The organism is Veillonella intestinalis (assembly GCF_943192895.1).
Taxonomy (GTDB): domain Bacteria; phylum Bacillota; class Negativicutes; order Veillonellales; family Veillonellaceae; genus Veillonella_A; species Veillonella_A intestinalis.
This window is the reverse complement of sequence record NZ_CALPCB010000003.1, coordinates 212,306-237,130: the sequence shown is the minus strand read 5'-3', so window position 1 is coordinate 237,130 and position 24,825 is coordinate 212,306. Positions and strand designations below refer to the sequence as shown.

Below are 24,825 nucleotides of genomic sequence, written 5' to 3'. Positions count from 1 at the left end.
TGCTATGAAACGACTGGTTTTAGAACGCACTGATGGTCATCATGCGTATAAGCGGGGCGTTTTAATTTTAACGGGCGGTCAAAGCTCTCGTATGGGACAAAATAAAGCGAATTTACCTTGGCAAGGGGGCACTTTTTTAACAAAGTTACTTGAAAAAACAAGGGCTGTAGATCCCATTGACATTGTTATTTCCTCTAATGAACCAGTTGATTTACGACTCTTGCCAGGGCAGTTGTACGCCTCTCATCCACTTAGTGATCGCCAAGGTCATGTAGCGCTTAGTGAAACTGAGGTAGGGGCCATTAAGCCTGATAAGAGTATGCGTTATCAATGGGAAATAGGTGATGAACCGACATTAACTATTTATGTTGTACCTGATCAAGGAGAAAGTCAGGGGCCATTAAGTGGTTTATGGGCTGGTTTAGAAGCGGGACATAGTGAAGTATATTTAGCAGTGTCCATTGATATGCCTTTTTTTAATAACTTTTCTTTTGGTAGTACCTGTGACATGTTAAAACAATTAGGTAAAGAACCTATTGATTGCGTGGTACCAACTCTTAATGGACGATTAGAGCCCTTGGCGGCTTTATATAGTCGTCGTTGCATTACACACATTGAAAACTTGTTAAAACAAGGGGAATTACATGTAAGAGCCTTATTTGATAAAGTAAAAACAGAATATATTTCAGTAGATGATAGAGCGTTAGATTATCGTAATGTCAATACGCCGTTAGATTATAAATTAGTGCAGTCCTTAGTTCTTAATCAGGAGCGTAAGGTGCCTTTTATATTTGTTGTAGCAGAACAGTCTAAGACAGGCAAGACGTTGGTAGCTACACAATTAATTAGGGCGTTCACTAATTTAGGCTATGAAGTAGGTTATGCTAAAAGTGATGGGCATGGTTTTACGATGGATAGAGAGGGAAGTGATACATGGTTAGCGTCACAAGCAGGGGCCAAAGCGATTGCAATTAGTGGACCTCAACAATATGCTATGCTAGTTTCGCATAATAAAAAGAAGGAAATTGCAACCTTGGCGGAGAACTTATTAGTAGACTTAGTGATTATTGAAACACGAAGTCGTGGTATGTTGCCTAGTATTGAGGTATTACCTAGCCATATAGAACTTTTAGAGCAAGGTTCAATAGCTACCGATTCGGTTGTGAAGGAATCTATCGTAGTAGCTGATGTTAAAGAAGGAGCGGCTCAATCTGAAGATTTAGAGCGGGCTCATTTTTCATTGGCGCAAATAGACGAGCTGGCTATGTGGTTAAAGCAACAGATTTTACCAAACCCTTAAGGTAATATTGCAATATAGGTATTAGGTTATACACGGATTTTTATATTCAAGTGAATGAGAGGGTACCCTATGCAGCGTAACTATGAGAAGATTGTTACAGTATGTCCGTATTGTGGATCGGGATGTCAAATTGAGTTTACTGTAGATAAGAAGGCCAATCGAATTATTGAAGCTAAGGGAGCACCAGGACGTACGAATGAGGCTCGTCTTTGCTTAAAAGGCTTCTATGGTTGGGATTACTTAAATGACCCACAAATTTTAACTCGTCGTATTACCTCACCTATGATTCGTAAAGGCGGGAAAGGTAGTCCTTTAGAACCAGTTAGTTGGGAAGAAGCTATTGAATTTACCGCTGAACGTTTAAAAGCAATTATTAAAGAATATGGTCCAGATTCTGTTATGGCAGCAGGTTCTGCTCGTGGCCCAGGGAATGAAGCGGGTTATATGACTCAGAAATTTATGCGTGCCGTTATTGGTACTAATAATGTGGATCATTGTGCACGTATTTGTCATGCTGCATCTGTAGCAGGCTTAAAGCAAACTATTGGTGAAGGGGCTATGTCCTTAAGTGTGCCTGAAATTGAAGATGCAGAAGTTATTTTAAATATTGGCTATAATGGGGCTACTTCGCATCCTATTGTTGCCCGCCGTATTGTAAAAGCCAAAGCTAAAGGTGCTAAGATTATTTGTGCAGACCCGCAGATTTCTGAAACTGCTCGTATTGCTGATATTCATCTGCAACAAAAAGGTGGCACTAACTTATTATTATTAAATGCGTTAGCTTATACGATTGTTGAAGAAGGCTTAGTGGATGAAGAGTTTGTCAATAATTATGTAAATGGTTATGAGGAGTTTGCTCCTAAATTGGCTGGCTATGCCCCAGAAGCAGTTGCAGCACAAGTAGGTGTACCAGCTGAGCAAATTCGTGCAGCAGCTCGTTTATATGCATCATCTAAACACTCTGTAATCCTTTGGGGCATGGGTATTACCCAATTTTCACAAGGTGTTGATAGTGTAGCGGCTTGCTCTAACTTAGCTATGTTAACTGGTAACTATGGTCGTTATGCTACTGGCGTGGGTCCTGTGCGTGGACAAAACAATGTACAAGGGACTTGTGATATGGGTGTATTGCCTAATGAATATCCAGGCTATCAAGATGTAACAGATGATGCAATTCGTGAAAAGTTTGAAAAGGCTTGGGGCGTAAAATTATCGCCAACCGTAGGGTTAAAGCTAACGCAAGTGCCTGAACAAGTGTTAGAAGAAACAGATCCAAAGAAACAAATTCATGCGTATTATATTATTGGTGAAGACCCTGCTCAGTCTGACCCACATTTAGAAGAATTGCGTGAGGCATTTCAAAAGATTGACCTTATTATCGTACAAGATATTTTCATGAATCGTACCTCTGAATATGCTGATGTATTGTTACCAGCTACAGCTTGGGGCGAACATGATGCGATTTATACTTGTTGTGATAGAGGTTTCCAGCGTGTGCGCAAAGTGATTGAACCACCAGCTGGGGTTAAAACAGACTGGGAGATTCTCTGTTTATTAGCTACGGCTATGGGTTATCCAATGCATTACAACAATACAAAAGAGATTTGGGATGAAATGCGTATGTTAGCACCTAAATTTACAGGTGCAACTTATGAGAAAATTGAAGCTCTTGGCAGTGTTCAATGGCCTTGTTATGATGAAAGCATGGAAGACACAGGGACTATGTACTTGCATAAAGATGGAAATTTTGCAACCGCCGATGGCCGTGGTAACTTAGTTTTTCATGACTATCAGCCAGTAAAAGAAGAAGTAGATGATGAATATCCACTTTCCTTCTGTACAGTTCGCGAAGTAGGTCATTATTCAGCGCGAACTATGACTGGCAACTGTCGTATGCTTCGTCAACTAGAAGATGAACCAGGCTGGATTGCTATGAATCCTAAAGATTGTGAAGCATTAGGCGTTGAACAAGGTGATTTAGTACGTGTACGGTCTCGTCGTGGTAGCTTAATTACACGGTGCTTGCCAACAGAACGGGCTAAAGAAGGGGCAACTTATATGACGTACCAATGGTGGATTGGTGCTTGTAATGAGTTGACTAATGGCGTATTAGATCCTAAGAGTAAAACACCAGAATATAAGTACTGTGCTTGTCGTGTAGAAAAGTTAGACAATCAAGCAGAAGCAGAAGAATATGTGAAATCACAATATGCTCTTATTCGAGCAAAAATGGGTATAGAAAAGGCAGGTGCCGGCGCATGAATCGTTTTGTAAAAGGAAATCCCTTACTTTGTATTGGTTGCCGTACATGTATGGTAGCTTGTGTAGTTTCTCATCGTGGTAATGGTATTTTTACTACAGATCCAGATAGTGAAGACTTTTTCCCACGTATTCATGTAATAAAAACTAAAACAAAAACCATGACAGTACAATGTCATCATTGTGAAAATGCACCTTGCGTTACTGTATGTCCAGTAGGGGCGCTTGAAAAAGGACCTAATAGCATTCTTCTTCACGAAGAACGTTGTATTGGTTGTCAGCAATGTACTATGGCTTGTCCATTTGGCGCCATTCAGATGAAAAAGCTTTCGGATGAATCGGGTGTGCGGGTGGTAGCTAATAAATGTGACCTCTGTGCCCATACGGAAGAAGGCTCGCCAGCCTGCGTTTCCCATTGTCCAACTGAAGCATTGACGTATTATGTAGAAGATAGTATCGCTGATATTGCTAGTCAGAAGAACCTCCAAACAGCGAGAAAAGCATGGGCTGCAAAGGAGGGACAAGCATGAATCGATTCGTATTTTGTGATGTAAGTTTATGTATTGGCTGTGGCATGTGTGAACGGCAGTGTATTATGTCACATCAGGGTTTGGGAATGGCTGAGGTGCAGTTGGATAATCCATTACATCGGGCGCGGTGTAAAGCCTATCGACAACCAGAATTGAAAGTAGCAGTTCATTGCCGCCATTGTGAAAATGCACCTTGCATGGCTGCTTGCCCAGTTAATGCTATTTCCAAACGCAATGACAATATGATATTTGTGGATGAAGATATTTGTATTGGCTGTCGTGAATGTGTATTGGCTTGTCCATTTGGTGCGGTGCGTATGGCACCATTAGAAGATGGCCGCACGGTAGCAACAAAATGTGATTTATGTATTGATACAGAAGCTGGCACACCAGCTTGCGTAAAAGGTTGCCCTAAAAAAGCACTTACATTAGTGACAGAAGAAACTATGAAAGAGTGTATTGATCATAAACGAAAAACATTTGCATAGTTGAGTATTTAGTTTATAGTAGTATAGTTTGAGGCATGGAGCAGGAATATATGGAGGCAATTACAGTAGAAGCAAGTCAGCAAAAATGGCATACAGAATTAGCCAAACGGTCTAAACAGGCTGTTGAATATATACCGCTGTCTCAGGCTTTAGGACGAGTTTTAGCACAGGATTTAACAGCACAAAGTGATATGCCACCATTTCGCAAATCGCCTTATGATGGATTTGTGATTCCCTATGTGGCAAATCAACAACGGTTTAAAGTAATTGGCTTGATTGGTGCTGGTGAAGTCTATGATGGGCCAGTTAGAGCTGGCGAAGCAGTTCGAATTATGACGGGTGCACCTATTCCTGATGATTGTGACACTATGATTATGCAGGAGCGTTGTGATTTTGATGGGGAATATATCACTGTGCGAGGACAAATTACGCAGGGTGACAATATTGTGCCACAAGGTGAAGAATGTAGTATTGGTGAGACTGTAATTGCAGCTGGCACTTATTTAGATGCTGGTGTTATTGCAGTAGCGGTAGGACTAGGTTATGCTACGGTGCCGGTGTATGTACCTTTAAAAATAGTGGTATTGACCTCCGGGCGAGAGATAGTACCTGTAGGAGAACCACTTACGGCTGGTAAAATCTATAATTCAAATTTGTTTATGCTGACAAATTTATTAGCCGAACACAGTTTTTATGAAGTGGTGACATATCATGTTAGTGATGATCCAGCTGTATTAGAGCAGGAAATCAAAGTAGTAACAGAGTTAAGTCAGCAGGCTGATATAATCATGAGCACTGGTGGCGTATCAGTTGGTTTATTTGATTCTATGCCAGTCATTTATGAAGCGTTGGGCGCTCGAGAATTATATAACAGGGTTCTTATGAGGCCTGGTGCCGCTTCCTATGGTGGTATAATTGACCGTGGTGAAGGTAAATTTACACTCTGTTTTGGACTATCAGGTAATCCGACAGCGGCTTATAATGGATTCCATTTATTAGTGTTGCCAATTTTACGCTTTTGCCAAGGGTATGCTGTGTCTGAACTTATGAGTGTATCCTTACCTTTAGGCGTAGCCATTCATAAGAAAAATCCATTTGATCGGTATGTACAAGGCGTTATTACCTATACTGAAGAAGGTGCTACTTTTATACCGAATCGTGTATTTACCTCTAGTGCGTTACTAGGGTTAGCAAAGGCTAATGGTCTGGCTAAATTAGAGCAAGGAATACATAGTTATGATGCTGGCGATATAGTACCTGTTATATTGCTTAAAAATCATAACTAAACATCATCAATAATAAATAAGGCCCTATTACAATCGTGTCTAGAATATATTGAACGATTGTAATAGGGCTTTTTTATTAACGACAAAGGTCTTTTATCCGTTCGGGATGGGTCATACATTTAAACGAATCAGGGCGTAACACATTACATAGGGTAATATTGTATTGTTCAGCTAACGCAATACCTAAGGCTGTTGGCATTGCTCGAGAACACATGATAGGAACCCCAATGCGATTGACTTTCTTTATAACGGATTGAGGTACACGGCCACTAAAGATTAAAATTTTATCAGACGTATCAATTTGTTTAGTTACGATAATACCTAATAAACGATCTAGTACATTATGACGACCTACGTCTTCGGCATAGGCAATCACTTCACCATCTTTCACGATAGCACCTTCGTGAACACCATGAGAGGTATGATGCGCTTTGGTAATAGAATCCAATAGACCACCATAACTGCAAATTTCATCAGCTGTTACAGTGAAGGTATTATTTTTTTGAGGCCGTGAAGTGGGGGCCGCATCATGGAAATATTGAATATCATGAGAGAGGGTTACATCAATGCGATGAGTTTCACGATTCATAAAAATAGAAGCAATATCATCTGCATTTTCTACGTGCCCTTCCATGAGGCAATAACCGATAATTAAATCGCGAAAATCATGGGGCGAAGCAATTAAAGTAGAGATGAGCTTATTTTCTATATATAATTTGTAAGCCACTTCTTGTGAAATATCTAGCTGTTCTTGCTTAGCACCTTCACCTTGTCGATAGGAAATGCATTCATAATGATTAGTAGCTGATAGAGAGTACATAGGAAAACCTCCTTGCGTAAATCGCATTAATTTCTCATAAAAGTGTATATAAATACTATTCTCTACTAAAAATATAGGTTAATAAATATATTCTCATAATATCATGTAAAGCTAGTGTAGACAATTGTTAAATAGGAATACTTAAGAGGGAGTGACCTTAAAAATTGGTTGACGAATCTAAATTTATAAATATATAATAATTCAGTGATGCTATTTTAAGGTGACTTTTAAAAATAGCTTGGTATTATATATTATTTATGAAAAAATGTATGTTGGACAGTAGTCTAGTGTTAGTAAAGGAAGTGAAATATGCAAATCCTAAAAAAATTAAGCCTTGCCTCTTGGATTATAATTGGCTTATTAGCGGGTGTTCTCGTTGGTGGTGTAGCACCTGAAGTTGGTAAAGCCATGAAGCCATTAGGCGATGTATTTATCCGTATGATTAAGATGATTGTAGTCCCTTTAATTTTCAGCTCTTTAGTTATGGGGATTGCTGGTACTGGTGATTTCAAAAAGCTAGGGCGATTAGGTGGTAAGGCCATTCTTTGGTTTGAATTTGCTACAACCTTAGCTCTTATTGTAGGTTTATTTGCGGTTAATGTGATGGAACCAGGTGTAGGTGTTGCGTTAACGCAAAATGGAGCTTCTGAAGTGGTTAATAAAGCCGCTTCAGCTCAAGGGGTAGACCATATTCAAATGTTGGTTAATATTGTACCAACGAATATTGTGGATGCCATGGGACGTGGCGATATGCTACAGATTATCTTTTTTAGTTGTTTGTTTGCTATTGCGGCAGCTAGTACTGGTAAAGATGGCCGTCAAATTATCGATCTGTCTAAGGACTTGGCACACATAATGTTCAAAGTGACTCATTATATTATGTATGTGTCGCCTATTGGTATTTTTGGTGCGATTGCCTATACTGTTGGTGAATTTGGTCTTGGCATGTTATTGCCATTGTTAAAACTTGTTTTATGTCTTTATGCAGCGTTAATTTTATTCTTAGTTATTGTTATTTCTATTGCTTCATTTTTGACAAAAACAAATTTGTTCCCGCTGTTAAAAGTATTGAAAGAGCCATTAGTATTAGCCTTCTCTACGGCAGCGAGTGAAGCGGCTTTGCCAATTGCTATGGAAAAGCTAGAGCGTGCGGGCTTACCTAAGCATATTGTAAGTTTTGTATTACCCTTAGGTTATACCTTTAACTTAGATGGCTCTACATTATATAGTGCGTTAGCCGTTGTATTTATTTCTCAAGTGTATGGCATTCCATTTCCTTTAGAACTTCAACTTTTGATGTTAGTAACCTTGATGTTGTCAACGAAGGGGATTGCTGCTGTGCCGGGGGCTTCTTTAATCGTTATTGCTGGTACTGCTGCAGCGTTTGGCTTGCCAGTTGAAGGGATTGCTATTATTCTTGGTGTTGATCGTATCCTAGATATGGCGCGTACCTTCTGTAATGTAACCGGTAACTGTGTAGCGGCCGCTGTTGTGGCACGTTGGGAAAATGAAATTTCGCCAGAAGAATTAACTAAGCGAATGAAAGAACCATTTACTGAGGAAGAATTAGAAGCTTTAGAATTCGAAGCTAAATAATTAATAGTTTTATAACATAACAAAACCCCTAAGTGTGGAGACTTAGGGGTTTTGCCGTTTTGTAAAGAAGATGAAGTTTGTATAGAGTATCCTAAGAGGATATTTCAACATAGAGAACCTTAACAGCAGCATCCTCAAGGAATAAAGGCACCGTTTCCGTGCAATCGGATAAATAATATAATGTATCCGGTTGTATTTGGAGGTTACCTATTCGAGCCTTGGCAGAGGGTACAAAAGGTAAGTTGGGAACATAGATAAATCTATGTTCGTGAGGATTAAGTTGAGAAGAAGAAGTTAACACAGAGTAGTTAACCTTCATTCCTTGTTGGACCATAACATTAAAGTCAGTTGCTTTCCCCTTTGAAAAGGTGTGATAAGCACCATCGAAGTAAGCTTCTTCATATGGTTTTAAATGATATGTGTCTGCTGTTTCTTTAAAAGATAGGTATAATTGATTTGTTAGCGGAGTAATTAGACGGGTATACCCCGGAAGTAAGGTGAATTCAGATGATTCTACATCCACAGTTGCTGAGCTTATCCGAATAGCAAAATCTCTTCGTGCATAAGAGCTTTGCGGTGGATATATAAAGAACTCTGTTGTGGAGCCACCGGACCAGGTAGAAGTAGTCGCTTGGTGACGAGCAATCACTGTAATTTCCATAAAGCCTCCTATTGGGTACTTCATCTATTCGCTATATACACTATAAGTCAGCTACGTCTAAAAAGTGTCAAAAATCAAAAATTTTTTAAAATATAAAAAATTTGATGTTTTTTTGGTTATAGTTGATGTATATTGGACGTATAGAATTCATGTTTTGTTTTATAACATCATGATTATAGTGAGTTCATTTCAGAATGGAGGCAATCGTATGGCTAAGTTAGTTGAATTTGTTCCAAATTTTAGTGAAGGTCGGGATAAGGTAAAGGTTGAGAAAATTGTTGATGAAGCGCGCAAAATTAAAGATTTAAAAATTCTTGACTATTCAAGTGACGCTGATCACAATCGTTCCGTAGTGACTTTAATTGGTTCTCCAGAAGCTGTAACTGAAGCAGCGATTAATATGGCTAAAGTAGCTGTAGAATTAATTGATATGCGCACTCATGAAGGGGCTCATCCTCGTTTCGGTGCTGTTGACGTAGTACCATTCACACCAATCTCTGAAGTAACAATGGAAGAATGTGTAGAAATTGCGAATACAGTTGGTAAAGCATATGGTGAAATGGGTATTCCTGTATACCTTTATGAAGATGCTTGTACTAAAGAAGATCGTCGTAATTTAGCGTCTGTTCGTAAAGGTCAGTATGAAGGTTTCTTTGAAAAAATTAAAGATGAAAACTGGAAACCTGATTATGGTCCAAGTGAAATGAATGAAAAATCTGGTTGCTCCGCTGTAGGCGCTCGTGTATCTTTGGTAGCATTTAATGTTAATTTGAACACTAGCGATTTAGCTGTAGCTGATGCGATTGCTAAGAAAATTCGTCATATTGGCGGTGGTTTACGTTATGTAAAAGCTATGGGCGTTATGTTAGAAGAACGTAATCAAGTACAAGTGTCCATGAACTTAGTAAACTACCAAAAATCCTCAGTATATCAAGCATTTGAAATGATTAAAATGGAAGCTAAACGCTATGGTGTATCCATTGTAGGTAGTGAAATTATTGGTACTGTACCAATGGCTGCATTAATGATGGCTGCTGAATATTATTTACAAGTAGAAAACTTTGATATTAATCAAATTTTAGAAAAACAATTATTAGACTAAGAGTAGACTAATTTACAATAAAACTGCTTATATTATCATATTAGGGTTTGATTTGATGCGTAAGTGCCGATTTAGGGTCGATTATAACGCCTATATGTGTAATAGGAGTTGAAAAAAGTGCATATTTAGTGTAAATTAGAATGTATAAAGTTATTTTTCAAACGCATATCAGCCCTATAGGAGGTGCATTCATGTTCAGTGATATTGAGATTGCGCAAGCGAATCAGATGGAACCAATTACTGCCATTGCCGAAAAATGCGGCATTTTGCCAGAAGAGTTGGAACAATATGGCCATTATAAAGCCAAAGTATCCTTAGATGTGTTAAAACGGTTACAAGATAAACCGGATGGTAAATTAGTGCTTGTTACAGCTATTACCCCAACACCAGCAGGGGAAGGTAAATCAACTACAAGTATTGGTTTAACCCAAGCGCTTAATAAAATTGGTAAAAATGCCATTGTAGCTTTGCGTGAACCATCTTTAGGGCCTGTGTTTGGGATTAAGGGTGGTGCTGCTGGTGGCGGTTATGCACAAGTTGTGCCAATGGATGATATTAACTTACATTTTACTGGTGATATGCATGCGATTACAGCGGCAAATAACTTATTATCGGCTATGATTGATAACCATATCCATCAGGGGAATGACCTTAATATTGATGTGCGTCAAATTACGTGGAAGCGCGTTATGGATATGAATGACCGTGCGTTACGTAATGTAGTCGTTGGCATGGGCGGTAAAGTATGTGGTTTCCCTCGTGAAGACCATTTTATGATTACTGTTGCGTCTGAAATTATGGCGGCTCTTTGTTTGGCAACTAGCATTGAAGACTTAAAAGAACGTTTTGGTCGTATCGTAATTGGCTGTAATTATGCAGGAGATCCAGTATATGTACATCAATTAGGCTGTGAAGGGGCTATGGCAATGCTTATGAAAGATGCTATTAAGCCTAACTTAGTACAGACATTAGAGCATACACCAGCCTTAGTACATGGAGGTCCTTTTGCCAATATTGCGCATGGTTGTAACTCTATTTTAGCGACTAAGATGGCACTTAAATTAGGTGATATTGTTATTACTGAAGCTGGCTTTGGTGCTGATTTAGGGGCTGAAAAATTCCTTGATATTAAATGCCCATATGGCGATATTTTCCCGAAAGCAGTTGTTATCGTAGCGACTATCCGTGCATTAAAAATGCACGGTGGTGTTAAGAAAACTGAACTCGGTGAAGAAAATGTAGAGGCTGTTAATGCAGGTTTTGTAAATCTTGCTAAACAAGTGGAAAACATGCGGGCCTATGGCTTGCCTGTATTGGTAGCTATCAACAAATTCTCCTCAGATACACCAGCTGAAATTGAAAAGTTATTACAAAAATGTGATAGCTATGGCGTGGATGTAACACTCAATGAATGTTGGGAAAAAGGTGGCGATGGTGGTATCGATATGGCTAAGCAAGTAGCGGCTATGGTAGAAGGTACTAATCTTAAACCAGTTACAATGTATGATAAAGAAGAGTCTATTCCTGAAAAATTGACTAAGATTGTACAAAAAATCTACGGTGGTACAGGTGTAGAGTTTACTGCTAATGCTAAAAAACAAATTAAGCAATTAGAAGAATGGGGTCTCGACAAATTACCAGTATGTATTGCTAAAACACAGTACTCTTTGAGCGATGATCCTGCCTTATTAGGGGCACCAAAAGACTTTACTATTAATGTGCAAGATGTCCGTGTAGCTAATGGGGCTGGGTTTATTGTTTGTCAAACTAGCAATATTATGGTAATGCCTGGTTTACCTAAGAAACCAGCAGCTTTAAATATGGATATTGATGCAGATGGCAAGATTTCAGGTTTATTCTAGTTCGGTTATGGTAAACCACTAATTATAAAACATATTATAAAACATATCATAAAACATACTTCAATTATAGGAGGCACAATGGAATTAAAAGCATTATCCGTAGAAGGTTTTATTAATGAAACTGGTTCAAGTTCACCAGCTCCTGGTGGCGGTAGTGTAGCAGCCCTTAATGGTGCAGCGGCAGCTGCTTTGATTGAAATGGTAGCATCTTTGACCATTGGTAAAGAAAAATATGCAGCTGTAGAAGCTGAAATGAAAGACATTCAAGCTAAAGCACATGAAATGAAAGCACAATTCTTGGCATATATTGACGAAGATAGTGCAGCATTTAATAAAATTATGGATGCTTTCAAATTACCAAAAGAAAGTGACGAAGATAAAAAAGCTCGCTCCGTAGCGATTCAAGAAGCCACTAAAGGGGCTGCTTTGGTGCCATTTAAAATTGGCGAATTAGCGAATGAATTACTACCAATGGCAGCGACTGTTATTGAAAAAGGTAATCAAAACGCTATTACTGATGGTGCTGTAGCTACTATGAATGCGCGTACTTCCGTACATGGTGCGTTCTTAAATGTAAAAATCAATTTGGGTAGCATTAAAGATGAAGCCTTTGTAGCTGATTTAACAGCTAAAATGGAAGCTATTGAAAATAGTGTCGATGAAAAAGAACAAGGCTTATTAAGTAAAGTTGTTTTATAATATATAAACCGTGTTGACAGTAAAACAGAGCAGGCATGTTGTGACTGCTCTGTTTTTTTCAGCATTTACTCTAAGGGCCAACAGTGGAATACATAGTAAGGTATACTTTTTATGACAAATGTTGTAGCCTGCAACTGTTTTTGATAAATATAATACAGTTATTATGCGTAAATGTAATTTTAATTATTACTATAATGGGTGTAAAATGATAGTAATGACATCAAAACTTGATAGTTATAACGTTCGCGTTTGACAGATAGTATTTGATGTAACTTCAGGGATGAGGTAAGGTGTTGATAGCTTTTGTCAATGCTCTAATAGGTATTTAGTATTAAAGGAGTGAGTTCTCTTGTATAAAATTGTCAAAAAGGAAGTTTTACATGCTAATATGTATCAGTATGATATTTTAGCCCCTCGTTTGGCCGAGTCTGCTTTGCCAGGTCAATTTGTTATTGTAAAACATGGTGAATACGGTGAACGTGTGCCATTGACTATTACTGACTATGACCGTGAAGCTGGTACTGTTAGTATAGTATTTCAGACTTTAGGTGACTCTACTCAAAAATTAGCTAAATTAGAAGAAGGGGACTTACTTTCTGATTTTGTAGGTCCTTTAGGGAATCCAACTGATTTGGCAGAACTTTCTGATGAAGAATTAAAAGAAAAGAAAATATTATTCCTTTGCGGTGGGGTTGGAACGGCGCCTGTGTATCCGCAGGTTAAATACTTAAAATCTCGTGGCTGTGAAGCCGATGTGATTATAGGGGCTCGTAATAAAGATTTAATTATCTATGAAGAGCATATGCGTTCGGTAGCGGGTAATTTATATTTAGCGACTGATGATGGTTCTACAGGCTTTCATGGTAATGTAGTAGCTTGTATGAAGGACTTAATTGCCAACGGTAAAGAATATAATCATATTGTTGCCATTGGTCCCATGATTATGATGAAATTTGCTACTTTAGCAGCTAAAGAATTGGGGATTCCGATTGTTGTGTCCTTAAATTCAATTATGGTTGATGGTACCGGTATGTGTGGTGCTTGCCGTGTTACTATTGGAGATGAAGTTAAGTTTACTTGCGTAGATGGTCCTGAATTTGATGGCTATTTAGTTGATTTTGATAATGCTATGCAACGTCAGACTATGTATAAATCGGAGGAAGGGCGTAAACTAATTCGTGAAATGGATAAAGCTCATCCTAATCCTGATTGTACTTGTAAAGCGGAGGATAGTGTTGAAACTACGGAATTGACGGATAAAAGTAAACGAATTCCAGTACGTGAGCAAGATCCAGCGGTGCGCGCTACTAACTTTGAAGAAGTATGTTATGGCTATAGTAAAACCGAAGCTATGCTAGAAGTTCAACGGTGTTTAGATTGCAAAGTACCTCGTTGCGTACAAGCTTGTCCAGTACATATTAATATTCCAGGCTTTATTCAAGCCTTAAAGCAAGGGAATATTGAAGAAGCGGGTCGTATTATAGCACAGCAAAGTGCTTTACCAGCTATTTGTGGTCGAGTATGTCCACAAGAAGAACAATGCGAAGGTGCATGTGTTATGGGTATACGCAATGAAGCAGTTGCGATTGGTAAATTGGAGCGCTTTGTAGCGGATACTAATCTTCAAAATGGTGTAGTCTTTGGTGAAAAAGAGCCGGCTAAAGGTATTAAGGTGGCTGTTATTGGCTCTGGTCCAGCAGGGCTTAGTTGTGCCGGTGATTTAGCTAAGAAGGGCTATGAGGTAACCGTATTTGAGTCACTTCATAAATTAGGTGGCGTATTAGCTTATGGCATCCCTGAGTTCCGTTTACCAAAAGACCGCATTGTAAATAAAGAAGTAGAAAATATTAAAAATTTAGGCGTTAAGTTTGAAACGGATGTAATTATTGGTCGTACCGTGACTATTGACGAATTGATGGATAAAGAAAACTTTAAAGCTGTATTCATTGGCTCTGGGGCAGGTTTACCTAAATTTATGCATATCCCTGGTGAATCTTCTAATGGTGTATTATCGGCTAATGAATTTTTAACGCGTGCCAATCTTATGAAATCCTATGATGATAGTTATGATACACCAATTGCTATTGGCAAAGTATGTGTTACTGTAGGGGCTGGTAATGTGGCTATGGACGCTGCGCGGACAGCGTTGCGTTTAGGCTCCGAGTCTAAGATTGTATATCGTCGTAGTGAAGATGAAATTCCAGCTCGTGCTGAAGAAGTACATCATGCAAAGGAAGAAGGAGTTGAGTTTAATTTATTAACAAACCCAATTGAAATTCTTCATGATGATAAAGGTTGGGTAACAGGTGTTAAATGTATTAAGATGGAATTAGGTGAGCCTGATGCATCCGGTCGCCGTCGTCCACAAGAGGTTGCAGGCTCTGAATTTGTTATTCCATGTGATACAGTTATCATGTCTTTGGGAACTAATCCAAATCCATTGATTCGCTCCACTACAAAAGGGCTTGATACTCAATCGTGGGGTGGTATTATTGCAGAAGAAAGTACAGGTGCTACTTCACGACCAGGCGTATTTGCTGGTGGTGATGCAGTGACTGGTGCTGCGACTGTAATTTTAGCTATGGGTGCGGGTAAACAAGCTGCTACAGCGATTGATGAATATTTATCTAAATAAAATAGTTACTAAAATAATATTTAGACGTTAAGAAATCGGCTTCTATCCTATGGGTAGAGGCTGATTTTTTATTTTCTGTTTTCTTCTGTAATGTAATCAAATAATTAGAGTTTGCTTTTGATTATAATTATGTATAAAAGTCTTTCTTTGATGTGTCTAACGATTATGTCTAATTGAATTAATGGCGTTAATATATATAAACAAAAATCAATGTTAAAAATCAAGATAAATCGAATAGTGTTAGACGTTTTTCAGATGAGTAATGTATACAATAAATGTAATCAGTATAGTCGATACAATGCGTAAGCAAATATTGTAGTCATTTCAAAAGGGGTGGACCTATGAATAACAAAATTGTACAAGACGCTATGACCATTAAACTTGATTTTTCTCAAGGCTTACCGCCAAAGAAAACCTTTGAAGAAGGGATTCGACGGGCCCCTGATCGTGGTTTTCGTTTGACACCAGAACAGACGGAAGTGGCATTAAAAAATGCACTTCGCTATATTCCAGAAGAATATCATGATGAATTGATTCCTGAATTCTTAGAAGAATTGACTACACGAGGACGTATTTATGGATATCGTTTCCGTCCAGAAGGTCGTTTATATGGTAAACCAATTGATGAATATAAAGGCAATTGTGTAGAAGGTAAAGCGTTCCAAGTTATGATTGATAATAACTTAGACTTTGAAGTTGCTTTATATCCATATGAACTCGTTACATATGGTGAAACTGGTAGCGTTTGCCATGACTGGATGCAATATTTATTAATTAAACGCTATTTAGAAGAAGTAACTCAAGATCAAACGTTAGTTGTAGCTTCTGGACATCCTGTAGGCTTATTCAAATCTAAACCAGAAGCGCCACGCGTAATTATTACGAATGGTATGATGGTAGGTTTATTTGATAATCTTAAAGATTGGGAAATTGCTGAAGAAATGGGCGTTGCTAACTACGGTCAAATGACAGCGGGTGGCTGGATGTACATTGGCCCACAAGGTATTGTACACGGTACCTTTAATACCATTTTAAATGCGGGGCGTATGAAACTTGGTATTCCAGTAGATGGCGATTTAAGTGGCAAATTATTTGTTACATCTGGTCTTGGCGGTATGAGTGGTGCACAAGGTAAAGCGGCTGAAATTGCTAATTGTGTAGCTATTGTAGCTGAAGTTGACTACTCTCGTATTAAAACTCGTTTAGATCAAGGTTGGATTTCAGGCGTATCTGATTCTTTACCTGAAATTATTAAGATGGCGCAAGAGTCTATGGCCGCTAAAGAAGGTAAAGCTTATGCTTACCATGGCAATATTGTTGACCTATTAGAATATATTGCAGCTAATGATGTGCATGTAGATTTAATTTCTGACCAAACATCTTGCCATAATGTATATGATGGTGGTTATTGCCCACAAGGTATTTCCTTTGAAGAACGGACTCGTTTATTGGCAGAGGATCCAGCTAAATTCCGTAGTTTAGTTGATGAAACTTTGAAAGCTCATTTTGAAGCTTTAAAACAGTTAACTGGCAAAGGTATTTACTTCTTTGACTATGGTAATTCCTTTATGAAAGCTGTTTATGATGCGGGCGTAAAAGAAATTTCTAAAAATGGTATTGATGATAAAGATGGCTTCATTTGGCCAAGTTATGTAGAAGATATTATGGGGCCACATCTCTTTGACTATGGGTATGGTCCATTCCGCTGGGTTTGCTTAAGTGGTAAGCCAGAAGACTTACATAAAACAGACCAAGCAGCTATGGAATGTATTGAAGTAGATCGTCGTTACCAAGACCGCGATAATTATAACTGGATTCGTGATGCAGAAGAAAACAAGATGGTTGTTGGTACACAAGCTCGTATTTTATACCAAGATGAAGTTGGGCGTGTACGCATTGCTCTTCGTTTCAATGAATTAGTTCGTTTAGGTGAAATTGGCCCTGTTATGCTTGGTCGTGACCATCATGACGTATCTGGCACAGATTCCCCATTCCGTGAAACATCAAATATTAAAGATGGTTCTAATGTAATGGCTGATATGGCGATTCAAACATATGCAGGTAACGCAGCTCGTGGCATGAGTTTGATTGCTCTTCATAATGGTGGCGGCACTGGTATTGGTAAAGCTATCAATGGTGGTTTTGGCCTTGTGCTTGATGGTAGCCATCGTGTGGATGAAATTATTCGTTCCGCTATGTCTTGGGACGTAATTGGTGGTGTAGCTCGTCGTTCTTGGGCTCGTAATGAACATGCTATGGAAACTGCTGTGGAATTTAATAAAACACGCGCAGGGGTAGGCCATATTACAATTCCGTTTGTAGCTGATGATGCAAAAGTAAAAGCCGCTGTAGCTAAAGTATATCCCACTGCTAAAGTGATTAAAGACTAAGCTTACATTGTCTACTTATTAAATAGTTATGATTGACTCGCAATTATCATAACGACTCGCCAAAGTAGCAATTAAGTGATACACTAAAAATGTTAGCTCTAACAGCTAACGTTCTACTTAGTCATTAATGCTCGGTAGATACCGTTAGTCATATATAAATACAGCTCGGTAGGATTTAGACACGGTAGAAAAATTATATACTAAGTAGTTTATTATAATAGCAACCACTGTTAGGCCTGTTTGGCCTAGCAGTGGTTACTGTTCCATTTAAGGAGAGATATATGTCAGAACAATTACTAATAAAAAATGCATCTCAAGTAGTAACCCCATTAGGCCATACTGCTCTTAAAGGTGCTGCTATGAAAGATGTTCGTATTTATGAAAATACGTCAGTACTTATTGAAGATGGACGTATCAAAGCGATTGGTAATGACCAAAGTTGGGAAGCAAGCGTACCAGCAGATAAGCAAATTGATGCTACTGGAAAAACAGTTTTACCAGGTTTTGTAGATTCTCATACTCATTTTGTATTTGGTGGATATCGTGCTGATGAGTTCTTGTGGCGCATGGAAGGCATGACCTACATGGAAATCATGGAACGTGGTGGTGGCATTAATAATACAATGCAGGCTACTCGTAATGCATCGGCTGAGGAATTAATTGATCATAGCTTAGATATTTTAAATAAAATGTTGGCCTTTGGTATTACTACGGTAGAAGGTAAAAGTGGTTATGGTATGGACCATGATACTGAAATTCGCCAGTTGGAAGTAATGAAAGAGCTTGAAAATCGTCAACCTGTTGAAATTGTGCGTACCTTTATGGGGGCTCACTCTATTCCACCTGAATTTAAAGGGCGGAATCAAGAATTTTTACAATTCTTAGTCGATGAGGTAATGCCAGAAGTAAAACAAAAAGATTTAGCTCAATTCTGCGATATTTTCTGTGAAAAAGGTGTATTCTCTATTGAAGAGAGCCGTCAATTCTTGCAACAAGCTAAAAATATGGGGTTCGATTTGAAAATTCATGCCGATGAAATTGTAACCTTAGGTGGTGCTGAATTAGGTGCTGAGCTAGGATGTCATTCGGCGGATCACTTATTGCATGCTTCTGATGAAGGTGTTAAGGCATTAGCGAACAGTGATACAGTGGCAACTTTATTGCCGACAACCGCATTCTGTTTAAAAGAACAATTTGCACCAGCTCGTAAAATGATTGATGCAGGCTGTGCCGTAGCGTTAGCAACTGACTTTAATCCAGGTAGTGGTTTTACAAATTCTGTACCACTTATGATTGCTCTTGGAGTTATTTATATGGGGATGACCGCGGAAGAAGCGATTACAGCACTTACCCTAAATGGGGCAGCTGCTGTAGGACGGGCGGATCAGATTGGTTCTATTGAAGAAGGAAAACAAGCTGACATTGTGATTCTTCAATATCCTTCCTATAAATTCTTGCCATACCATACGGGTGTGAATATTGTAGAAACTGTTATTAAAAAAGGTAAAGTAGTATATCAAGCATAGGTTAATCAATCTATTATGATTAATAGCCGAACGACAAGGCGCTATATAAATTTAGTGGTTAAATTTTTGGCTACTTGAAAAGTCGGATATTGTTGTTTTATTTAGAAATGACATAATTTAATAGAAGTAAAAATATCGTACTACCTTATTTAATATTAAATAAGGTAGTACGATATTTTTTATTTATTTCCTAAATTTTAAAAGGATACAAAAATAATTGCTATATTTTTTGTAAGATAGTGATATCTTATTTATACATGAAAAAATGATGATGGACAAACGCTTATATATGAGATAAAATTGTCATAAATAGAATGAATATAGGTATAAAATATATTGATTAAGTGAGAGGCTAGGAGTGTTAGTATGAGACAGGCTTGTGTTAAAATGGCCATAGTTATGGCTATCAGTGCACCTGTATGGGGGATTGTACTAGTGAGTGCCGCTGATTTAGTGATGCTGAATGTAGTACAGCAAGAACAATTAGCAATGGAACGGCAACGAGCAGAGGCTTGTAATGAACAAAACCAGACAAAGCGAGTAGAGATAGAAGGTATCCGTACGTCCACTGAAATAGTAAGTACAGTAGATGAGATGGGATCTTCTTTTTTATTGCCTTATAAGTATGTACTTCGGAGTAAAATATTAAATTTGAAACTTTGTAGTTAATGTTATTGTCTGTTCGCTTAGGTTGTATGTTTTAGTGAAGGGCGTTTAATCACGTCATGGGAGTTTGGTTTTTGGTTTTGTGAAGGAGATACCTTAAATGTATAACATTTAGGGCAAGAGCTAAAACTGATTTAGAAAAGGTAGGTAAGTAATAAGATGATAAATCCAGGCGGTTTTTTTATGGCTGTTTCATGTTTTTTATCTTTTTACTATTCTAGATATGGTGATAGAAGAGATATAAATAGAACAATATGGTATACAATTTTATTTCTGCCACTAGGTATAGTTTTTATTATGGCTTCTTTGCTATCATTATCTTATGTAGGAGATGTTTTATTTGAATTTGGAGCAGGGCTTTTAGGTTGGACATGGATTTCTATAATTATTAGGTATTATAAATTAGGAAAGGTCTGGAATAAATTTAGCAGAAATATTAGGCGCCTTTTTTATGTAATATGTCATATTTTAAGAGTTTTTATCATAATATTATATGGATTTAAAGTTTGCATTATTTTTATGGTATGAATATTTTTTAGCGACGACTTTAGAATTACAGCAGATGTAACATATTATGTTAAACGCTCTAGCTCAGGCCTAACAGTTAGTTTAGGGCGCCTATACCTCGTCACAATCGGAATCGTTTCATTCGACAACATATATTGCTGGTAATGTCATTTCGAAAGATAGTCAAATATCCATTACGGCTACGAGTAATGATGATACAAAAGGTACTATTCAGGCCGTTAGTGAAGCTATAGGGGCAAATGATGTCTTATTACAGAGCTCTAAGCGCAGAATATTTGGAATCATATGTATATATAATAAAATTCAATGGAGTTATATAGTATTATGAAGAATTTATTTAAAAATAGTATAAAAGTTATAAGCATTTTGATTCTAATTCTAGTTTCTATAGCTTTTTTTCAAATAATAGGTTTATTTTTATGGCATCAATATGAATATTATACATATCGATATGTTATTATGGAAAAGTATAATAGTATTTTTGATAAAAAAAAGCAAATAGAGTTAATTGATAAAGGTCAATCTTTACTTAAAGAAGATGGAACTTATTATGCCTATAAAAAGGGAATTTATATTATATTTTCTGATGATAATGATGATATCTATTTATATTTAGATGAGATGGAATATCAAAATAGTTATAAAATAGAACTTATAAAAAATAAATATAATACCATTATTTTTAAATCATTAGAAGAAATGCCTTATAAAATACGTTATAACTATGAGTATTTGAAGAGTCACAATAATACATATAAATCTCAAGGTGCTTTTTAGGTATCTAGCATTAGCTTATAAATATGAATATTACCAAAGCCATACAGCGAGTGCGTTACAAGCCAGTATGGCAGAAGGGCGCGGCTTACAACAGATGGGGATATTCTTTAATGGATAAAGGAGATTTGTAAAGTGAGGAAATTTATTCGTAAATTAGGATATATATATGGAGGCGTTTTAATTTCCGTATTTTTATTGGGCTGCTTGTATCAAATTGTTTTTCACTCTTATATTGATCAGAGGGTAGAACTCTTGAAGCAGGCTGCAGAACAAATAGAGTTTGTTCAAAAATATGAGCATAGTGAAATGAAAGTTAAAGGTTATTTGCAGATTGAGAAGAAAATAAGCTTTATAGTACATACTAATGATTCTCCGGATATAATATTAAATGAATTAATTGAACAGTTTGAGCGAATGGGGTGGGTGATTAGTGAAATTGGTATAAAATATAAAGACTTTAGTGCTTATAATAATCAATATTTTTTTATAGCAGAACCAATAATGAAAAAAAATAAGATTACAGGTAAAGATGAATTTACTAATGAGTGGGTTGTAATATTTCATTATAATAATTTTTTTGCTCGGAGTAATATTTAAGACTGGATTTAAATTTCAATACTTTTAATGTAATTGGAATAGATTGGCAAAGAACTGGGGCAATCAATCCTATTGAAATATATGTAGAGTTTGAGATGGTTGTAGAGGTTAATAAATAAGATGTTAAAGAGAAATAGTGTTTTATGGTTTATATTAAATCTTTCGATAGTGGTTAATATTATATTTTTGATTTACTTTTATATTAATTCAGGAGTGTTTAAAGAAAGTAGTGATATGGTAGTAGAAGTTGATAATTATAATATTCAAATATTGAATAATGGTATGGTTTTAGATTTTAATCAAAAAAAAGATAATGTAATAGCTTTAAATGCTAAAGCATATAAAATAATTGAAGAAACACCGATTGGTTCTGAACGAAAAAAAGTGCTGATAATAAAAGAAGCTAGTAGTAATGAAAAAGATGCATATTTAATATATAGAGAAGCATATAATACTTGGTATTTTATAGATTCCTTTTATACAAGATTGGGACCATTTACAGGAGGCATAGTAAAATTAAATAATTGGAAATATTTAGAAGATATATCAAGTCAAGTAAATACTAATCCACAAATGATTATAAATGATAATGTGAAAGCAGGAGATGAGATTACCGTATTACAAATTAATGAATTAAAAAAGTTTATTAAAGAAAATAAGTGGATAATCGTAAAATAGTTTGGGGTATTATTTTATATTTTCACAGTAGAGTGATAGAGTAGAACAGGTTATCACTATAGGTAATAGTAATGGCATTGATAAGATTGGTATGATTCAGGATATAGGTGAAACTCTCTAAGGCAAAACTATAACTATAGTTACTACTTAAAGTTTAATATGAAAAAAGAGAGATGAGGGAAGGAACATGACTGATAAATTATTAATCTAGTTATTTTTGATGATAGCTTCTTTAGTTCAATTAGATTTATTTTTATATAAATATTTAAAAAAGCAAGTCATTTTTTGAAAGAAAATGATCATATTGATTTTAAAGTTATATTTTTCTTTTTTGATTCTATCCTACAATATATTTTCATTGATTTTGATTTATTATATTTGCACATATGGTATAGTTAAGATTAATTCCTTTCCTTTTTTATATTATGGTGTGTCAGTATTATTTTTTGTATTTTTGTACTTTAGGGGAAGATTTAATTCCATATATATTGGAGTTAATAAAATGAACGGGAACGTATTTTAAATAAAGGAGAATTAAAAGTGAACCCTGGTGGCATAATAATTGGAGCTGTATGTTTTTTCTTATTTTATGGGTTTCGTTATGGTAAAAGAAAACATATTAATAGAAATATATGGCAAATTTATTTATTTCTACCTTTAGGCATATTATTTGTTGCAATATCTTTTCTATCTCCTATTGTAGCTAATATTGGGTTTGAATTGGGACTTGCTATATTGTTAGGGCTTTCACTTTCTATATTTACATACTATTATAAAATTAATATGTTATGGAGAAATTATTCTAGAAAGGTTCGAATTTTATTTTTTATATGGATGTACATATTAAATATTGCATTTATTCTGTGGTATATTTTCCGAGCTTTTACATGGTGGTTTGGTGGAATTTATTTTAATTGAGTTAGTATAAGTAAGGTAAGTAGTAAGCACTTTATTTGGCCGTATTTCCTGGCGGTAGTGTAACTTCTCAATTTATAATGTTAGATAAAATGCTATTTTAAATAATTAAGAGAATAGAAGAATATAACATGTGTATTTTAAAAACTAGACTGAAATGTTGGCTTAGTCAATATTTCAGTCTAGTTTTTTATTGGCTATTTTTTATTCACACTGTCAGTGCGAGTTCATACCATTAGTGTAATTTGGCAGGAGTTAAAAATTTTTTCGAGAATTCTTCGTTAGCAGTGATTTTTAAAGGTGTATGTATGATATTTGAAATAGGTTGAGTTGTAAGTTGCTTTTATAGAGTTGAAAGATATTTTGGTAGATGATAGGGCGGTGTTGTTATTTTTATGTTTCAAGTAGAATTTGAGCTAGATGCAATTATTCATGAGGCAATGGTAGCGAAAGCTAGTGATATTCATTTTGATGCGGTAAAAGAGGGGATTTTAATTCGTTTTCGTATTGATGGAGTATTGGAAGCGTATCGAACTATAACTGGTCGTGAAGCGGAACAAGTTATAAATCGTATTAAAATTTTAAGTGGCCTAGATATTAGTGAAAAGCGTTTGCCTCAAGATGGTCGTTGGTGTTGGCATGATTCATCCATTGTAGATAAATCGAGAAGTCTTACTAGTGTAGATGTGGAGAAAGTGGGAGGTGCTACCAATAATTCTAAAATAGTATCTGCTAAGGAAGTGTTGCTTAGAGTGTCTTCGTTGCCGGCAATTTATGGCGAAACGATTGTATGTCGTATTGTAGGGAATGAAAATTGTTATAAAAGTTTAGCTGAATTAGGCATGTCAGCAGAGGTGCGAGAAGCTGTTGGAGAAATTTTACAACGGCCGTATGGTTTGTTTTTGATTTCGGGTCCTACTGGATCGGGTAAAACGAGTACTTTATATGCATTGCTCAGATTATTGGATACTAAGGCTGAGAATGTTATTTCCTTAGAAAATCCTGTAGAAGCAGATATTCCTGGGGCTATTCAAGTACAGATTAATCCTAAAGCTGGGTTGACATTTCCTAGAGCTTTGCGGGCTGTATTGCGACAAGATCCGGATACGATTATGGTTGGTGAAATTCGTGATACAGAAACAGCAGAATTGGCTGTTCAAGCGGCTCTTACGGGTCATCGTGTATTGGCGACTATTCATACGAATACTGCGCTTGGTGTGCGGGAACGTTTGCTAGATATGGGTGTTGAAGATTATTTATTAAAGGCAACTTTATTAGGGGCTTTAGCTCAGCGGTTGGTACGCCGAGTTACTACCACGGGCACTCATGGACGTTTAGCTTTATATGAATTATGGTCGGTACCAGCTCATTTAAGTAGTTGGAATACAGACACTTTAGCAAGATATGTAAAACCAACATTACAAACATCAGCTAAGACTGTTGTACAACAGGGCTTAACTACGCAACAAGCCATTCTTCAAAGTGGAATTTGTATAGACATATAGTTAGA

At 36.7% G+C, this 24,825-nt stretch carries 22 protein-coding genes; 20 read left to right on the top strand and 2 right to left on the bottom strand.

All coding sequences use genetic code 11. From position 1 onward, the window contains the following. The first annotated feature begins 4 nt into the window (after positions 1-4). The 5 genes from NFR27_RS03825 to NFR27_RS03805 all read left to right on the top strand — a co-directional run bounded on the left by NFR27_RS03825 (position 5) and on the right by NFR27_RS03805 (position 5,863). Positions 5-1,300 (top strand): molybdopterin-guanine dinucleotide biosynthesis protein MobB, encoded by a 1,296-nt coding sequence (locus NFR27_RS03825; RefSeq protein WP_251454293.1) that lies wholly within the window; start codon positions 5-7, stop codon positions 1,298-1,300. A gap of 69 nt (positions 1,301-1,369) precedes the next feature. Next, a complete protein-coding gene (gene fdhF / locus NFR27_RS03820) occupies positions 1,370-3,562 on the top strand; it encodes a formate dehydrogenase subunit alpha (protein ID WP_251454292.1) in 2,193 nt (730 codons plus the stop codon). Next, positions 3,559-4,089, top strand: coding sequence for a 4Fe-4S dicluster domain-containing protein (locus NFR27_RS03815; protein ID WP_251439784.1), 531 nt, complete (start codon positions 3,559-3,561; stop codon positions 4,087-4,089). Before fdhF ends, NFR27_RS03815 begins: the two co-directional genes overlap by 4 nt. Continuing rightward, positions 4,086-4,577, top strand: coding sequence for a 4Fe-4S dicluster domain-containing protein (locus tag NFR27_RS03810; protein ID WP_251439787.1), 492 nt, complete (start codon positions 4,086-4,088; stop codon positions 4,575-4,577). Before NFR27_RS03815 ends, NFR27_RS03810 begins: the two co-directional genes overlap by 4 nt. A gap of 50 nt (positions 4,578-4,627) precedes the next feature. Next, entirely contained in the window at positions 4,628-5,863 is a 1,236-nt protein-coding gene (locus tag NFR27_RS03805; RefSeq protein ID WP_251454290.1) for a molybdopterin molybdotransferase MoeA, read from the top strand. Positions 5,864-5,939: 76 nt separating this feature from the next. Here the strand turns inward: NFR27_RS03805 and NFR27_RS03800 are convergent, their stop codons facing one another. Then, complete coding sequence (locus tag NFR27_RS03800) at positions 5,940-6,683, bottom strand: formate dehydrogenase accessory sulfurtransferase FdhD (RefSeq protein WP_251454287.1); 744 nt, start codon at positions 6,681-6,683, stop codon at positions 5,940-5,942. Between the two features lie 309 nt (positions 6,684-6,992). On the opposite strand from NFR27_RS03800, the gene NFR27_RS03795 reads away from it, so the two are divergent. Continuing rightward, complete coding sequence (locus NFR27_RS03795) at positions 6,993-8,279, top strand: dicarboxylate/amino acid:cation symporter (protein ID WP_251454284.1); 1,287 nt, start codon at positions 6,993-6,995, stop codon at positions 8,277-8,279. A 91-nt stretch (positions 8,280-8,370) separates the two neighbouring features. On the opposite strand, the gene NFR27_RS03790 is transcribed toward NFR27_RS03795, so the two are convergent. After that, entirely contained in the window at positions 8,371-8,940 is a 570-nt protein-coding gene (locus NFR27_RS03790) for a HutD family protein (protein ID WP_251439800.1), read from the bottom strand. Between the two features lie 208 nt (positions 8,941-9,148). Between NFR27_RS03790 and ftcD the strand changes: the two genes are divergently transcribed. The 14 genes from ftcD (at position 9,149) to NFR27_RS03725 (ending at position 24,820) form a co-directional block, all read left to right on the top strand. Beyond that, positions 9,149-10,042, top strand: coding sequence for a glutamate formimidoyltransferase (ftcD, locus tag NFR27_RS03785; RefSeq protein ID WP_251439802.1), 894 nt, complete (start codon positions 9,149-9,151; stop codon positions 10,040-10,042). A 191-nt stretch (positions 10,043-10,233) separates the two neighbouring features. Further along, positions 10,234-11,904 (top strand): formate--tetrahydrofolate ligase, encoded by a 1,671-nt coding sequence (locus tag NFR27_RS03780; RefSeq protein ID WP_251454281.1) that lies wholly within the window; start codon positions 10,234-10,236, stop codon positions 11,902-11,904. Between the two features lie 78 nt (positions 11,905-11,982). After that, positions 11,983-12,603, top strand: coding sequence for a cyclodeaminase/cyclohydrolase family protein (locus tag NFR27_RS03775; protein WP_251454278.1), 621 nt, complete (start codon positions 11,983-11,985; stop codon positions 12,601-12,603). A gap of 349 nt (positions 12,604-12,952) precedes the next feature. Beyond that, the gene (locus tag NFR27_RS03770) at positions 12,953-15,238 is read left to right on the top strand and encodes a bifunctional dihydroorotate dehydrogenase B NAD binding subunit/NADPH-dependent glutamate synthase (RefSeq protein WP_251454275.1); all 2,286 of its coding nucleotides are present in this window, start codon (positions 12,953-12,955) and stop codon (positions 15,236-15,238) included. 341 nt (positions 15,239-15,579) lie between these two features. Further along, complete coding sequence (locus tag NFR27_RS03765; protein ID WP_251439814.1) at positions 15,580-17,628, top strand: urocanate hydratase; 2,049 nt, start codon at positions 15,580-15,582, stop codon at positions 17,626-17,628. Between the two features lie 281 nt (positions 17,629-17,909). After that, on the top strand, positions 17,910-19,154 hold the full coding sequence (gene hutI / locus NFR27_RS03760; protein WP_251454272.1) for an imidazolonepropionase: 1,245 nt from the start codon (positions 17,910-17,912) through the stop codon (positions 19,152-19,154). Positions 19,155-19,520: 366 nt separating this feature from the next. Further along, on the top strand, positions 19,521-19,823 hold the full coding sequence (locus NFR27_RS03755) for a hypothetical protein (RefSeq protein WP_251454269.1): 303 nt from the start codon (positions 19,521-19,523) through the stop codon (positions 19,821-19,823). A gap of 156 nt (positions 19,824-19,979) precedes the next feature. Further along, a complete protein-coding gene (locus NFR27_RS03750) occupies positions 19,980-20,348 on the top strand; it encodes a hypothetical protein (protein WP_251454266.1) in 369 nt (122 codons plus the stop codon). Between the two features lie 324 nt (positions 20,349-20,672). Then, entirely contained in the window at positions 20,673-21,125 is a 453-nt protein-coding gene (locus NFR27_RS03745) for a hypothetical protein (RefSeq protein ID WP_251454264.1), read from the top strand. Then, positions 21,115-21,243 (top strand): hypothetical protein, encoded by a 129-nt coding sequence (locus tag NFR27_RS10090; protein ID WP_277612522.1) that lies wholly within the window; start codon positions 21,115-21,117, stop codon positions 21,241-21,243. Before NFR27_RS03745 ends, NFR27_RS10090 begins: the two co-directional genes overlap by 11 nt. A gap of 14 nt (positions 21,244-21,257) precedes the next feature. Further along, a complete protein-coding gene (locus NFR27_RS03740; protein ID WP_251454261.1) occupies positions 21,258-21,722 on the top strand; it encodes a hypothetical protein in 465 nt (154 codons plus the stop codon). Positions 21,723-21,956: 234 nt separating this feature from the next. Further along, positions 21,957-22,400: a hypothetical protein gene (locus NFR27_RS03735; RefSeq protein ID WP_251454258.1), complete on the top strand. Its 444-nt coding sequence runs from the start codon at positions 21,957-21,959 to the stop codon at positions 22,398-22,400. Between the two features lie 540 nt (positions 22,401-22,940). After that, positions 22,941-23,318, top strand: coding sequence for a hypothetical protein (locus NFR27_RS03730; protein ID WP_251454255.1), 378 nt, complete (start codon positions 22,941-22,943; stop codon positions 23,316-23,318). Positions 23,319-23,710: 392 nt separating this feature from the next. Next, positions 23,711-24,820, top strand: a complete 1,110-nt coding sequence (locus tag NFR27_RS03725; RefSeq protein WP_251454252.1) for a GspE/PulE family protein — start codon at positions 23,711-23,713, stop codon at positions 24,818-24,820. Positions 24,821-24,825: the final 5 nt, after the last annotated feature.

Coding starts and splice junctions, on each gene's coding strand:
- NFR27_RS03825 (WP_251454293.1), top strand. CDS start 5: ATGAAACGACTGGTTTTAGAACGCACTGATGGTCATCATGCGTATAAG.
- fdhF (WP_251454292.1), top strand. CDS start 1,370: ATGCAGCGTAACTATGAGAAGATTGTTACAGTATGTCCGTATTGTGGA.
- NFR27_RS03815 (WP_251439784.1), top strand. CDS start 3,559: ATGAATCGTTTTGTAAAAGGAAATCCCTTACTTTGTATTGGTTGCCGT.
- NFR27_RS03810 (WP_251439787.1), top strand. CDS start 4,086: ATGAATCGATTCGTATTTTGTGATGTAAGTTTATGTATTGGCTGTGGC.
- NFR27_RS03805 (WP_251454290.1), top strand. CDS start 4,628: ATGGAGGCAATTACAGTAGAAGCAAGTCAGCAAAAATGGCATACAGAA.
- NFR27_RS03800 (WP_251454287.1), bottom strand. CDS start 6,683: ATGTACTCTCTATCAGCTACTAATCATTATGAATGCATTTCCTATCGA.
- NFR27_RS03795 (WP_251454284.1), top strand. CDS start 6,993: ATGCAAATCCTAAAAAAATTAAGCCTTGCCTCTTGGATTATAATTGGC.
- NFR27_RS03790 (WP_251439800.1), bottom strand. CDS start 8,940: ATGGAAATTACAGTGATTGCTCGTCACCAAGCGACTACTTCTACCTGG.
- ftcD (WP_251439802.1), top strand. CDS start 9,149: ATGGCTAAGTTAGTTGAATTTGTTCCAAATTTTAGTGAAGGTCGGGAT.
- NFR27_RS03780 (WP_251454281.1), top strand. CDS start 10,234: ATGTTCAGTGATATTGAGATTGCGCAAGCGAATCAGATGGAACCAATT.
- NFR27_RS03775 (WP_251454278.1), top strand. CDS start 11,983: ATGGAATTAAAAGCATTATCCGTAGAAGGTTTTATTAATGAAACTGGT.
- NFR27_RS03765 (WP_251439814.1), top strand. CDS start 15,580: ATGAATAACAAAATTGTACAAGACGCTATGACCATTAAACTTGATTTT.
- hutI (WP_251454272.1), top strand. CDS start 17,910: ATGTCAGAACAATTACTAATAAAAAATGCATCTCAAGTAGTAACCCCA.
- NFR27_RS03755 (WP_251454269.1), top strand. CDS start 19,521: ATGAGACAGGCTTGTGTTAAAATGGCCATAGTTATGGCTATCAGTGCA.
- NFR27_RS03750 (WP_251454266.1), top strand. CDS start 19,980: ATGATAAATCCAGGCGGTTTTTTTATGGCTGTTTCATGTTTTTTATCT.
- NFR27_RS03745 (WP_251454264.1), top strand. CDS start 20,673: ATGAAGAATTTATTTAAAAATAGTATAAAAGTTATAAGCATTTTGATT.
- NFR27_RS03735 (WP_251454258.1), top strand. CDS start 21,957: ATGGTAGTAGAAGTTGATAATTATAATATTCAAATATTGAATAATGGT.
- NFR27_RS03725 (WP_251454252.1), top strand. CDS start 23,711: ATGTTTCAAGTAGAATTTGAGCTAGATGCAATTATTCATGAGGCAATG.